The 12,825-nt window shown below is 66.2% G+C and carries 10 protein-coding genes; 5 read left to right on the top strand and 5 right to left on the bottom strand.

Translation table 11 applies throughout. The annotated features are described in order from the left end of the window. Positions 1 to 31: 31 nt before the first annotated feature. The 5 genes from HNP02_RS34505 to HNP02_RS34485 all read right to left on the bottom strand — a co-directional run bounded on the left by HNP02_RS34505 (position 32) and on the right by HNP02_RS34485 (position 7,554). A complete protein-coding gene (locus tag HNP02_RS34505; protein ID WP_184445168.1) occupies positions 32 to 1,795 on the bottom strand; it encodes an MOSC and FAD-binding oxidoreductase domain-containing protein in 1,764 nt (587 codons plus the stop codon). A gap of 37 nt (positions 1,796 to 1,832) precedes the next feature. Continuing rightward, entirely contained in the window at positions 1,833 to 3,104 is a 1,272-nt protein-coding gene (locus HNP02_RS34500) for a hypothetical protein (RefSeq protein ID WP_184445167.1), read from the bottom strand. Next, complete coding sequence (locus HNP02_RS34495; RefSeq protein WP_184445166.1) at positions 3,097 to 3,732, bottom strand: pyridoxamine 5'-phosphate oxidase family protein; 636 nt, start codon at positions 3,730 to 3,732, stop codon at positions 3,097 to 3,099. Before HNP02_RS34495 ends, HNP02_RS34500 begins: the two co-directional genes overlap by 8 nt. 43 nt (positions 3,733 to 3,775) lie before the next feature. After that, a complete protein-coding gene (locus tag HNP02_RS34490) occupies positions 3,776 to 4,618 on the bottom strand; it encodes an alpha/beta fold hydrolase (protein ID WP_184445338.1) in 843 nt (280 codons plus the stop codon). Between the two features lie 122 nt (positions 4,619 to 4,740). Beyond that, positions 4,741 to 7,554 carry an AAA family ATPase gene (locus HNP02_RS34485; RefSeq protein ID WP_184445165.1) on the bottom strand — a complete coding sequence of 938 codons (2,814 nt, stop codon included), beginning with the start codon at positions 7,552 to 7,554 and terminating at the stop codon, positions 4,741 to 4,743. 350 nt (positions 7,555 to 7,904) lie between these two features. Here HNP02_RS34485 and HNP02_RS34480 point away from each other — a divergent pair, with 350 nt between their 5' ends. The 5 genes from HNP02_RS34480 to HNP02_RS34460 all read left to right on the top strand — a co-directional run bounded on the left by HNP02_RS34480 (position 7,905) and on the right by HNP02_RS34460 (position 12,796). Then, on the top strand, positions 7,905 to 8,804 hold the full coding sequence (locus HNP02_RS34480; protein ID WP_184445164.1) for an alpha/beta fold hydrolase: 900 nt from the start codon (positions 7,905 to 7,907) through the stop codon (positions 8,802 to 8,804). Positions 8,805 to 8,851: 47 nt separating this feature from the next. Next, the gene (locus HNP02_RS34475) at positions 8,852 to 10,255 is read left to right on the top strand and encodes an NAD(P)/FAD-dependent oxidoreductase (RefSeq protein ID WP_184445163.1); all 1,404 of its coding nucleotides are present in this window, start codon (positions 8,852 to 8,854) and stop codon (positions 10,253 to 10,255) included. Between the two features lie 184 nt (positions 10,256 to 10,439). After that, positions 10,440 to 11,186 (top strand): SDR family oxidoreductase, encoded by a 747-nt coding sequence (locus HNP02_RS34470; protein ID WP_184445162.1) that lies wholly within the window; start codon positions 10,440 to 10,442, stop codon positions 11,184 to 11,186. Positions 11,187 to 11,226: 40 nt separating this feature from the next. After that, positions 11,227 to 12,051 carry an alpha/beta fold hydrolase gene (locus HNP02_RS34465; protein WP_184445161.1) on the top strand — a complete coding sequence of 275 codons (825 nt, stop codon included), beginning with the start codon at positions 11,227 to 11,229 and terminating at the stop codon, positions 12,049 to 12,051. A 55-nt stretch (positions 12,052 to 12,106) separates the two neighbouring features. After that, positions 12,107 to 12,796: a cysteine hydrolase gene (locus HNP02_RS34460; RefSeq protein ID WP_184445160.1), complete on the top strand. Its 690-nt coding sequence runs from the start codon at positions 12,107 to 12,109 to the stop codon at positions 12,794 to 12,796. Positions 12,797 to 12,825: the final 29 nt, after the last annotated feature.

Here is a 12,825-nt window from a genome sequence, read left to right as displayed (position 1 = left end):
ACGGGATCTGCGGGGACACCGCCGGTGGCTGTCACAGGTCGAGCACGACGGTCTCGACGGGTTGTGTGCAGCAGATCAGGATGTTTCCCTCCGCGGGTGGTTCCAGGGGTTCTGGGTCGTAGCGAACCGTCCCCGACAGCAGCGCGGTCTCGCAGTTGTGGCATACCCCGGTACGGCAGGACCACCGGGTCGGGACGTCGCACGTTTCGGCGAATTCGAGCAGGCTGGTGCTGGGCGGTCCCCAGGGGGCGGAAAGGCCGCTGCGGGCGAACTGAACATCAGGACCCGGTCCGGGCAGTCCCACGGGTGGGTGCGGGGGGATCGACGTGGCGGCGATCCCGGGGGTGAGGGCGGCTGCTGCCCCGAAGAGTTCGGTGTGGACTCGGGCGGGATCCAGTCCGTAGATCGCGAGGCCGGAGCTGAGTTCGTTCATGAACGCCGAGGGTCCGCAGAGATAGGTGTCTGCGTCGCGCGGGAGGCCCAGTCCACGGATCGCCTCGATCGAGGGCCGGCCCTGCTCGGTGAAGTCGATACCGCGTCGGTCCGTCGGTGTCGGACGGCTGTAGAAGATGTGAGAATGGCTGCCAGGCAAGTGCTTTAGCAGATCGCGGCTCTCCTCGGCGAACGGGTGCTCATCGCCGTCGCGGGCTCCGTGCAGCCACCAGAGCGGACGGTCTGAGCGTATCGCCGCGAGCCAGTGCAGCATCGAGAGCACCGGGGTGACGCCCACTCCGGCGGAGAGCAGGATCACCGGAGCGGCTGCGTCGGTCAGGAAGAATGTGCCTCGTGGTGCTGCGACGTCGAGGCGATCACCGGCGCGGACGTGGGCGTGAATGTGCCCGCTGGCCGCCCCATGTGGTTCCCGTTTGACGCTGATCCGGTATTCGGCGGAGCCCGGTCGGTTGGACAGCGAGTAGTTACGGATCAGCGGCGCGCCGTTCGGGTCGGGATGCAGTCGCAACGTGATCGACTGTCCAGCAATCCATTCCGGGAGCGGCGCGCCGTTGGGGTCGCTCAGCAGGACTGAGCGTACGTATCGACTTTCGTCGTGGACAGCACTGACCCGCAGGGAGCGGAACCCCGTCCATGCCGGCGGGGGGCTACTCGCAGCTGCTGTCAGCCCGACGTTGCCTGCTGATCCCGCCGGGTTGTCAGTCTGCTCGGCCAGGCTCCGGAGAGACGTTTGCCAGCCGGGGCTCAGCGCCGGGATGCGCAGTGCGCGTTGCAGAGCGTCGCGGGGGTGCCCCGGCAGGTAGAGCAAGGCGTCGATTTCGGCGACCGACACCTGTTCGGGTCCTGAGCTGATCTTGACGATCTCCTGGCCGGCTTCGACTTCACCTTCGGTGACCACCCGGCAGTAGAACCCAGGTCGCCCGTGGGAGACCAGCAGTGCCGCCATCCGCGGTTCGCCGATGCGCATGCCAGCGCGGTAGCAGGTGACCCGCGGCTGGGTGACCTCCAAGACCGCCTGCCCAATTCGGTATCGGTCTCCGATGCATACCTCGTCGTCGGGCAGCCCGTCGACGGTGAGGTTCTCCCCCAGCAGACCTGGCACCAGGTCATCACGATCGAACACCTGCGCCCAGTGCCGGTAGGAGTCGAGTTGGTAGACCAGGACGGCGCGGTTTTCCCCACCGTGGCCGCCGAGGTCACCTTGACCGTCCCCGTCGACGTTCAGTCGACGGACCATTCGGGGCCCGGTCACCGGTTGCTTCCAAGCGCCGGTGTACACGGTGCGGTCGTTCCAGGCGATATTCCTCGGCAGGCCGACGTTCACCGACTTCAGGGTCGTCATTACGTTCTCCTCTCTCTCGCAGTCAATCCGGTTGCGGTCAGCCAAAGCCGGGTGTGACGGACAGGGCGGTGACGATCATCGCGGTGGCAGCCGCCATCGAGACGACGTTGCCGATGAACGGGTGAAAGTCCGAGGGCAGCCGTCGGGCGACCGCCGCAGCGAAAGGCGGCCCGATGAGCGCACCGAGAACGGCCCCGGCGACGATGGCCTGGACGGATCCGCCGAACGCCAGCACCGTTGCCGGAGCGATGGATACGACGGGAACGAAGGTGGGATACCAGACGTAGGTCGCCCACTGGCGGTGCCACAGCGTGACGGCCAGCGCGGCGGTCAGGACTTGTGACGTCAACAATTCGGGTAGCAGGTTGCCGACCTTGCCTGCCATCGCGGGGTTGAGTAGATAGCTGATCACGGTGCCTGCCAACAGACCGGCGCTGGCCCATTCGTTGCCGATGAACTGGGCGTCGCTGAAGTCGGCGAGGATCCGCCGCGACAGCCATCGCGGCCCTTGCCGGCCGGTGTCGACGAAGTGGTGCGGGAATCCCGCGCTGCAGCGCGGTACGACCACGGTGGGGATCCGCATCCACGGCAGGTGCCGGCACATCGCGAACGCCATCAGTGCGCTGATCGCCATGCCGGTGGTGGCCCCGACCACGGGGGGAAGACCAAGGGGGCGGCACCCGAAGTTCACCGCGACCAAAGCGATGGGGGTGCTCAGCGCGGCGCCGAGGATCGCGCCGGTCAGCGCTACGGAGCGTCGGCCTCCGTAGACCAGGACGATTGCAGGGGGAACCGAGGCGAACGGAACGAACGTGGGCTGCCACATGCCCGACACGGCGATCGTCCACCCCCACGCCGCGTTGCTCAGCACCAGTCCTAGGGCTGCACTGCCCACCGCCCAGCCGAACAGTCCGGTGCCGGAGGTGACCGGAAAACCCATCCAGTGCTTCTTCGATCTGAACGCCCGGTGTGCAAGGTAGCCGCCGAGCAGCATCATTGCACCGGCCAGGGCGGAGTGCGCGTAACCAGGTTCGGTGGTGTCACCCAGCGTCCAGGCAACCCATGACGCCACATCCGAGTAGTCGCCGTGCCATCCTGTGTAGCTCGGCATGACGACCGGTAGAGACGGGCGCAGCCGGGCCAGAACCAGCAGCATCACCGCTGCGGCGCCGGCGATCAGCGCCGCCGTCATCCACAGCGTGAACGCCGAGGCACGTTCCCTCGCTGCGGGATCGGGGCGGGTGGCGCCGTCCGGGGTGGGTGTACTGGACACGTCGCCGTCGTGGGTGGGTGAAGACGAACTACTCACCGCTGCTGAGCTTCTCGCGTAGCTGGGCGTTCTCGCCGCGCAGCCCGGCGAGTTGGTGGTGCAGTGGGGCGAGGTGTGTTTCGAGTTCGGCGGCGGTGAACCGTGCAGTGATGTGTTGAGGGCAATTCCAGTCGAAGGCCTCGACGGCGACCAGGACGGCGCGCTCGACGACGGCGTCGTAGGCGGGATCGGCGAAGCTCCCGACCAGGGTGGGGTCCTGTTCGGCGGTGACGATGCGAGCGTGGCCGTAGATCTTCAGCCGGCGTTGGTGCAGATAGTCCATAGCGATCAGGGCAACCCTGTTGTCGCCGGCGACGTTGCCGGTGCTGATGTACTGCAGATTGCCGCGGAAATCAGCCCACCCGATGGTGTGGTCGTCGATGACACGCAGGAACCCGGTAGGGCCGCCGCGGAATTGGACGTAGGGCCAGCCCGTTTCGCTGACGGTCGCCAGGTAGAAGCTGTCCCGCTCGACGAGGTAGTCCTTCTCGTCTTCGGTGAGCGCGTCGGCACCTGGTACCGCCGTGCCTTGAACCCGTTTGCGGTCGTAGAAGGCGTGGCTGCCGTGGTCACGCTGGACATCGCGGACCGCCTCCGTGAACGCGATGGCGCCGTAATGCTTGCTCACCGGGCTGCTCCTTCAGGTGCTGACGGGGTGTAGGTGACCGGGCTCAATGGGAGAGGAACGCCAGTAGTTCGTGGTTGACGTCCTCGGCGTAGGTCCACAGCAGACCGTGGGGCGCTCCGGGGATCTCGACGTATTCGGCGCGGGGAAGCAGTGCGCGCAACGGACGTGCGGTGGCGTCGATCGGCAGGATCCGGTCGTGGGTCCCGTGGACGATCAAAACGCCGATGTCGTATCCGGCGATCTTGGCGACGTCCGTCCGAAAGTCGGTAGTCCACGTGATCACCGCGGCGACCGATGTATACGCCGACCCCGAACATGCTGCCTGCCAGGAGCTTTCGATGACCTCGCCGCTGATGCGGATGCCGAGGGTCTCGTCGGTGTTGTAGACGTCGGCATAGAATTGATGAAGGAATGCGTAGCGGTCTTTGACCACGGCGGCCAGGGCCGAGGCGAAGACCGCGCCGTCCAGACCGGCAGGGTTGGTGTCGGTTCGCAGTAGGTAAGGCGCCAGGGCGGCGATGAAGACTGCCTTGTCGATCCTGGCAGGCCCATAGGTGCCCAGGTAGCGGCCGATTTCCCCGGTGCCCATCGAGAATCCAGCTAGAACGACATCGGTGACGTCGAGGACTTCGATCAAGGTGTTGAGGTCAGCGGCGAAGGTGTCGTAGTCATAGCCGATGGTGGCGCGCCCGGAGCGGCCGAATCCGCGCCGGTCATAGGTGATCACGCGGTATCCGGTGGCCAGCAATGCGGGAATCTGCTTCTCCCAGGCATGCCCGTCAAGAGGGTAACCGTCGATCAGGACGACAGGCTGACCGTTTCCGTGGTCCTCGTAGTAGAGGTCGATGTCGGTGGTGTTCTCGACGTCGACCGAGATGAAGGGCATGGCGATCGCTTTCCGCACGATGAGGTTCTACCGGGGTGCCGTCCGCGCGTAGGGCGCGTGGTTCGGCCAGCACAGCACAGCGTCGTCGCGGACGAATCCTGGGACAACCCCAGTCACTTGGGTCATGGTGACGTGATGCCGGGATGCCTCGCCAGGCCTGCGGCGAGGGCGGCCGCGAGTTGGCGGCGCGACGTCACGCCCAGTTTTCGGAAGACCTTGCTGAGGTGGTATTCCACGGTGGAGGTCGTGATGAACAGTCGACTGGCGATCTCGGCGTTGGTTGCGCCGGCGCCGGCTTGGCGAGCCACCTGGGCCTCTTGCGGTGTCAGGCCAAACGGGTTGTCTGCGCGCGGTGCATCAGCCGTCGCCTGGCCGGCGGCACGCCGCTCGGCACCCGTGCGGCCGGCGAACGCGGCGGCTCCCATCGCGGTGAACATGTCATAGGCTGTGCGCAGCTGCACCTGCGCGTCGCGACGACGTTTCCTACGGCGCAACCATTCGCCGTAAAGCAAATGCGCACGGGCGAGTTCGGTGCGCATCGCGGTCGCCGCTAGCTGCCTGATGGCCTCCAGGTAGTACGGCTCGGCGTCAGCGTCGGCGGCCATCAAAGCCTGGGACCTCGCCAGCAGACCCAGAGCCCACGGGGTAGCAGCGGCGGTGGCGCGTTCGGTCAGCCGGGTCAGCGCCACCTCGGCGGCGCCTCGGTCTCCGCCACGTACGCCGGCCTCGACGACCTCGGGTAGCACCCGGTTCCCGAAGCCTGGCGGGTCGTCATGGAGTATCTGCAATCCCCATCCGAGCGCCTCCGGGTACCGGCCCAGTCCGAGTTCCAAGACGGTCAGACCCATCAGCGCGAAGATTTCCAGGATCGCGGCGCCCTTCTGACGACCCCAGTCCGCGGTGGAAGATGCCACCGCACGGCTCTCGTTTTCGCGGCCCTGCCAGGCGCGCACTTCCAACAGCACCCCGGTCGTCGCCGGCGGCGGCACCCCGATCAGCGCCGAGATCTCAGCGGCCTCGCTATAGCTGTTCTCGGCATCGTTCATCTGTCCGGCCCAGGCCTGGCTCGTCGAGAGCCCGGCCAGGGTGATCCGCATCGCCGCCAGGGCCCCCTGGCGGCGCTCGATGGCTTGGGCGCGTTCGAACATCGCCCGACGACCTTGCTCGTCCCACACGTCGTCGGCGGCGAACCAGCCCAGAATCGTTGACGGGATGTCGACGTGGGCGGCGGCCTCGTCGGTGAACATCAACGCCACGGCGGCTCGCAGCAGCGGCACCGCTTCGGCGTAGCCGCTGGCGATTCGGGTGGCGAAACCATCGAGCAGCAGGTCGTTGCCGCTGGGCGGCCGACGGAGGTCCCGCGCGGCACCCAGCGCCGCGTGCGCCACCTCTGCGAGGGTCGTGCCTGCAGTGTATTGGCGGGCGACGATCGCGGCCTGCATGGCATCGAACAGAATCTGCCGGACGAAAGATAGGTCGGCTGGCTCGACCCTCGTCGCCGCCTCCAACAGGATGGCTGGAGCGTCTTTGTGCCGGGAGAAGAACACCGAAATCGCTGCCCGCAAGCGTTGTACCCCGACGTGCATGCCGGCGTCGTCGAGTCCCGGAGTCGCCAAGTCCAGCAATGCCTCAGCCAGTGAGCCGTCACCGGCTGCCAGATACGCGTGCGCGGCAGCCAGATACCGCAGCGCACGGGCGCCGGTGTCGGGCGACAACTCAGCGGCGCGGGTCAAGAACGCGGCCTGCATGGTGTAGCCACCGCGGCGCTGAGCGCGCACCGCGGAGGCCTGTAGGTCAGCGGCGATCGTCTCCTCGGGAGTCGTCACGGCGGCCGCCCGGTGCCAGGCGGCCTGGTCGTCATCACCGTCACGGTCGGCCACCGTGGCCAGCGCGTCGTGCACGCGCTGGCGCTCCTCGGATGTCGCGCCGTCGTACACCGCCGAGCGGATGAGGGGATGACGGAATGCGATGCGTGGCTCCAAAGACACGATCCCCTGCTGCACAGCGTGATTGGCCGCCGCCGCGGCGACGCCCAGCAACGCAGTAGCTCGCCACACTGTCGATGGCTCGTCGTCGGCGCAGGCCGCGGCGACGAGCAGAACGGTGCGTGCCTCCGGCGACAGCGTGGCGACCTGCGCCAGGAAGTGAACGTCGACCCGACGCCCGACCGGCAGTCGGCGCGGCAAGGGAAACCGCCCCGCCAGCTGTTCGGCGGTGAGTTCCCCCACCAGTTCCAGCATCGCCAATGGGTTGCCGCCGGTCTCGTCGATCACGCGCGCCGACACTCGCGGATCCAGCGGCCCGGACACGGCCTCGTCGAGGAGGGTATGAGCCGACGCCGGATCCAGCGCACCGACGCGCCGGGTCGGCAGCCCGTTCAGCGCCGTCAGATCCCCGGTGTGCTCACGGGCACTGAATACCAGGCCGATACGGTCGGCGTACAGACGTCGGGAGACGAACCCCAGCACGCCCAGCGATTCCTGATCCAGCCACTGCGCATCATCGACCAGGCACATCACCGGTCGCTCCACCGCGGCATCGGCGAGCAGAGCCAACGCCGCGAGGCTAACCAGAAACCGATTCGGCGCCGGGCCATCTGCGAGGCCGAACGTCAACTCCAGCGCACTTCGGTGCGGGCCGGCCAGCCTGTCGAGACGACCCAGGTAGGGCATCAGGAGGCGATGCAATGCGGCGAAGCCGAGCCGCAATTCAGATTGCGCTCCGGCAATCCGGATTGAGGCGACATCGCCGGCCGTCTCCGCCGCATACCGCAGTAGACGAGTCTTGCCGACGCCGGGTTCACCGATGAACACCAGAGAGCCACTGAAGCCGTCACGCACGTCGGTCAGGAGCTTGGTCAGCATTGCGCATTCCTCAGCGCGCCCCATGAGGCTCTTCGGGTGCGGGCCCGGCGAGTGCTCCAGGTCATCGATCATGTCCCACGTACCTGTCGCCCGGCCGAGGCGTTGTTTGACGCCCACCCGGGGGTTCCCCTGTGCGAAGACATGGTAGCTTGACCAGCCCATTTGCGTAGCGATGCGACCGGCGTCGCCTCCTCAAGCACCCCGAAACCACACAGCGCCGGTTGCGCGGTTCTCGTGCATAAGCGGATTGAGTGTGTGCGTATCCAAACCTGGACTCCGCGCTGAATCACTGGGGTTCATCCCGGATTCACTTAGCCCGGTTCTGTGATGGGCTCCAGTGGGTCGGCGCGCCGACCCACCACACCCACCGCCCTGCCGGTCCGAGAGCATCGTCACGGCAGCTACCTGAACAGGTGACGTCCATGAATGTCTTTGCCACGCGGTACAAGACGGCGACGATCGAGGGGCTCGAGCTGTTCTATCGCGAGGCCGGCGATCCGAGCAATCCGACATTGCTGCTGCTGCACGGATTCCCGTCCAGCTCCCACATGTTCCGCAACCTCATCAACTCCCTGGCCGACGAATACCACCTCGTGGCGCCCGATCACATCGGTTTCGGACGTTCGGCGATGCCGACGACCACCCAGTTCACCTACAGCTTCGACCGTCTCACCAACATCACCGAGGGACTGATCGAGCACCTCGGGCTGGACCGGTTCGCCCTCTACATTCACGACTACGGCGCGCCGATCGGATTGCGGATCGCCAGCCGGCGCCCCGAGCGGATCACTGCGCTGATTACTCAGAGCGGCAACGCCTACATGGAGGGCTTCACTCCGTTCTGGGACATTCTCTTCGCCCACGCCAAGGACCGCGCCGCCAATGAGGACGGGGTCCGCGAAAAGTTCACGCCGGAAACCACCTTCTGGCAGTACACCCACGGGGTGCCCGCCGATCGGCTCGACCGAATCGCACCCGAAACGTGGCAGCTCGACCAACTCGGCCTGGACCGCAAGGACAACGATGCCATCCAGCTGCAGCTGTTCTGGGACTACCAGTTCAACCTCGACGGCTACCCCGCGTTCCAGGAGTACTTCCGCACCTACCAACCACCCCTGCTCGTCACCTGGGGCAAGAACGACGAAATCTTCGGCGCCCCCGGTGCGGACGCATTCCACCGTGACTTTCCCAACGGCGAGTTCCACCTGCTCGACGCCGGTCACTTCGCACTCGAAACCCACGGCGAGGAGATCAGCGGATACATCCGCGACTTCCTGCCCCGGGCACTGGCCAGCACACCGGCGACGGCGACGGCGAACTGATCCCGCCACACCGCACCGACCGATGAGGTTCAACGAGACCAAGCATCATGGATGAATTCGACGTCGTCATCCTGGGCGGCGGCGCCGGCGCGAAACTGATCTGGGGCTCCGTCGGACAGCGCTCCGTGGCCGTCGTCGAACAGTCACGGGTGGGCGGAGCATGCCCGTTCGTGGCATGCGTGCCCAGCAAGGCGATGCTGCGCACCGCGCGGGTCTGGCATCTGGGCGCCGATCCCCAGCAGTCAGCGCTGTTCACCGGACGGGTCCCCGCCGCAGAGGCATACCGGTTGGCCTGCGAGCGACGCGACGCCATCGTGCATCAGCGCGACGACACTCTCAACGCCGAGGCGCTGCAGCGCACCGGTGCGGTTCTCGTGCGCGGCCACGGTCAACTGGCCGGTCCAGGAGTCCTCGACGTCGAGGGGCGCACCTTGCGCTACCAGGAGCTGGTGATCAACACCGGATCAACACCCCGACGCCCCGACATCCCCGGACTCGAATCGGTGCCGGTCTGGACCAGCGATGACGCCCTGAGCACCACCGATCTTCCCTCCAGCATGCTGGTCCTCGGTGGCGGGGCGGTGGGCTGCGAGCTTGGGTTCCTGTTCGCCACCTTCGGGACCGCAGTCACGCTGATCCAGCGCGGTCCCCGCCTGCTCCCGACCGAAGAACCCCGAGCCAGCGCGACCGTCGAGCAGACCCTGACCGAACGTGGCGTCGCGGTCCAGACCGGTGCCACCGTGACCGCGGTGGCGAAGCGAAGTGACGGCGCCGAGGCGCAGCTGAGCAGCGGGCAGAGCGTGTTCGTCGAGCAGATCGTCCTCGCCACCGGGCGCTCCCCGCAGGTCACCGGCCTGGGCCTGTCGAATGTGGGTCTCACCCTCGACGCGGGCGCGGCCATTCCGATCGACGAGCGCTGCCGTGTGGCGGGTGCAGAACATCTCTGGGCGATCGGCGACGTGACCGGTAAGTCGGCTTTCACCCACACCTCGCACTACCAGGGGCGCGTGGTGGCCGCCAACCTCCGCGGGCACGCCGTTCGTGCCGATTACGCGGCGATTCCCCGCGCGGTCTACGTCGAACCGACACTGGCCTCAGTCGGGCACACCGTGGTCTCGGCGCGGCGCGCCGGTATCGAGCCGATCGCGGCCAGCTCGGAGATGCGCACTGCCGCAGTCCGATCCAGCACCGACGGCCAGGCCGCAGGCTGGATCACAGTGCTGGCCGATCCTGCAACCGAGTGTGTGATCGGTGCGACCGGCATGGGGCAAAACGCCGAGGAGTGGATCGCCCTAATCTCCCAGGCGATCCGCGCCGCCACCCCGGTCGCACTGCTCGCCGACGTCGTACACCCCTTTCCCAGTTTCGGTGAACTGCTGGAGAACCCGCTGTGGGAACTCAGAGAAGCCCTGCACGCACGCCCCGCCACCCCCACATCGGCCGCCCAATGACCGGGCTCGTTTCGACCCAACCCCTCTCGATCGCGCGAGAAGCGCCGCGAGGCAACCGGACACGGCGATCGCTGATGATCGGACGGCCGCGCCGCCATGGGATGCGCTCACTGAAAAGACTGGCGTCGACGGCACCAATGACCCCCATCCGGCGCTTGACACCCACCGATCGAAGGAACAGATCATGACCTTGCTGCAGGGCAAGACTGCGCTAGTAACCGGCGGCACAACGGGTATCGGTTTGGCGGCCGCACAGCGCATCGCCGCAGAAGGCGCCCACGTCTTCCTCACCGGCCGCAGCCAACCCAGCGTCGACGCCGCGGTCGCCTCCATCGGCCCCAGCGCCACCGGTATTCGTAGTGACATCACCGATCCAGACGATCTGGACGCACTCGTCGCGGCCATCACAGCCCACGGTCACGGTCTGGACGTCGTATTCGCCAACGCGGGCGGCGGCGAGTTCGCGGCCCTGCCCGACGTCACCCCGCAACACTTCCTCGACACCTTCACCCGCAACGTCGGCGGAACACTGTTCACCGTCCAAAAGATGCTGCCCATCCTCAACCCGGGTGCCTCGATCATCCTGTCCGGATCCACATCCGCCTCCAACGGCACACCCACCTTCAGCGTCTACGCCGCATCCAAAGCCGCCATCCGCTCCTTTGGCCGAACCTGGGCAGCCGAACTCGTCGGCAACGACATCCGGGTCAACACCCTCGTTCCCGGACCGGTGAAGACCCCTGGACTAGCCGGCCTCGCACCCCCCGGCCAGGAGCAGACACTGCTCGACAACATCGCGTCAACTGTCCCGATGGGCCGACTCGGCCGACCCGACGAAATCGCCTCCGCCGTGGTGTTCCTGGCCTCCACCCAAAGCAGCTACATGACCGGCGCCGAACTATTCGTCGACGGTGGAGAAGTCCAGATCTAAACTCCGCCCGCCTCGGGCAACACGATGCGAAAGGCATGACATGGCAACCATCATCACCTCAGATGGCACCGAGATCTTCTACAAGGACTGGGGTTCGGGTCAGCCGATCGTGTTCAGTCATGGCTGGCCGCTGTCGTCAGATGACTGGGACAATCAGATGCTGTTCTTCCTAGCTCAGGGCTACCGCGTGATCGCCGCGGACCGGCGGGGGCACGGTCGGTCCACTCAGACCGGCGACGGCCACGACATGGATCACTACGCCGACGACTTGGCGGCGGTGGTCGAGCATCTCGATCTGCACGACGCCATCCACGTCGGGCACTCCACCGGCGGCGGCGAAGTGGTCCACTATCTGGCCCGGCATGGCGAGAGCCGCGCTTCCAAGGCCGCCCTGATCTCGGCGGTCCCGCCGCTGATGGTGCAGACCGACACCAATCCCGAGGGTTTGCACAAAGCGGTGTTCGACGACCTGCAGGCACAACTCGCCACAAATCGGGCGGTGTTCTACCGTGAGCTGCCGACGGGGCCCTTCTACGGCTTCAACCGACCGGGAGTGGAGTCCTCGGAGGCCATCATCGAAAACTGGTGGCGCCAAGGCATGATCGGGGGCGCCAAGGCGCACTACGACGGGATCGTCGCGTTCTCCCAGACCGATTTCACCGATGATCTGAAGAAGATCACCATCCCGGTCCTGGTGATGCACAGCGAAGACGACCAGATCGTGCCATACGTCGCCGCCGGGCCGAAATCGGCTGAGTTGCTGCAGAATTCGACGTTCATTAGCTATAAGAACTTCCCCCATGGCATGCCCACCACCCATGCCGACACCATCAACGCCGACCTCCTAGCGTTCGTCACGGCGTGACCCACCAAGCACTTTTCGTGTTTCATCGCACTTTCGCCAGAGGAGGAGTCCACACATGAAGTTCGGCAACAGCGACACCGCGGTGGTCATTGTCGATCCCCAAATCGACGTGCTCAGTCCCACCGGGAAGAACTGGGACAGCGTCGGGGCCAGCGTGACGGAGAACAACACCGTCCAGCACCTGCTCGACATCTTGGCTGCAGCCCGAGCGTCCGACTATGGCGTGTTCATCTCACCGCATTACTTCTACCCCACCGACAGCACCTGGCTGTTCAATGGACCTCTCGAATCAGACGAGTTCCGTACCCACACCTTCGCCCGCAGCGGCGCCCTCACGCTGGACGGATTCATCGGATCCGGCGCCGACTGGCTCGACGAATTCAAGCCCTACATTCAGGACGGGAAAACAGTCGTTGCCAGCCCGCACAAGGTCTGGAGCCCGCAGAGCAACGATCTGGTTCTGCAACTCCGAAAACGCGGCGTCTCCAAGGTCATCCTGGGCGGCATGCTGGCGAACATGTGCGTCGAATCGCACCTACGGGACCTACTCGAGAACGGTTTCGAAGTCGCCGTCGTACGCGACGCCACCGCCGGCCCCCGACACCCCACCCGGGGGGACGGCTACGAGGCAGCATTGATCAACTACGCATTCCTGGCCCATGCCGTCGTGTCTACGGAGGAGATCGTGAACGCCATGTCGACACCTGACCGGAAGCCGCTGACATCGATGCAACAGCAGAAATAAGTGTATGCGCACAACCCTTCGACGCTGTC

It is taken from the genome of Mycobacterium sp. AZCC_0083 (genome assembly GCF_014202335.1).
Classification (GTDB): Bacteria; Actinomycetota; Actinomycetes; order Mycobacteriales; family Mycobacteriaceae; genus Mycobacterium.
This window is presented reverse-complemented; position numbering and strand designations above follow the sequence as displayed.

Excerpts from the sequence above, each read along its gene's own strand:
- HNP02_RS34505 (WP_184445168.1), bottom strand. The coding sequence starts at position 1,795 with ATGACGACCCTGAAGTCGGTGAACGTCGGCCTGCCGAGGAATATCGCC.
- HNP02_RS34485 (WP_184445165.1), bottom strand. The coding sequence starts at position 7,554 with ATGATCGATGACCTGGAGCACTCGCCGGGCCCGCACCCGAAGAGCCTC.
- HNP02_RS34470 (WP_184445162.1), top strand. The coding sequence starts at position 10,440 with ATGACCTTGCTGCAGGGCAAGACTGCGCTAGTAACCGGCGGCACAACG.
- HNP02_RS34480 (WP_184445164.1), top strand. The coding sequence starts at position 7,905 with ATGAATGTCTTTGCCACGCGGTACAAGACGGCGACGATCGAGGGGCTC.
- HNP02_RS34465 (WP_184445161.1), top strand. The coding sequence starts at position 11,227 with ATGGCAACCATCATCACCTCAGATGGCACCGAGATCTTCTACAAGGAC.
- HNP02_RS34490 (WP_184445338.1), bottom strand. The coding sequence starts at position 4,618 with ATGCCCTTCATCTCGGTCGACGTCGAGAACACCACCGACATCGACCTC.
- HNP02_RS34460 (WP_184445160.1), top strand. The coding sequence starts at position 12,107 with ATGAAGTTCGGCAACAGCGACACCGCGGTGGTCATTGTCGATCCCCAA.
- HNP02_RS34475 (WP_184445163.1), top strand. The coding sequence starts at position 8,852 with ATGGATGAATTCGACGTCGTCATCCTGGGCGGCGGCGCCGGCGCGAAA.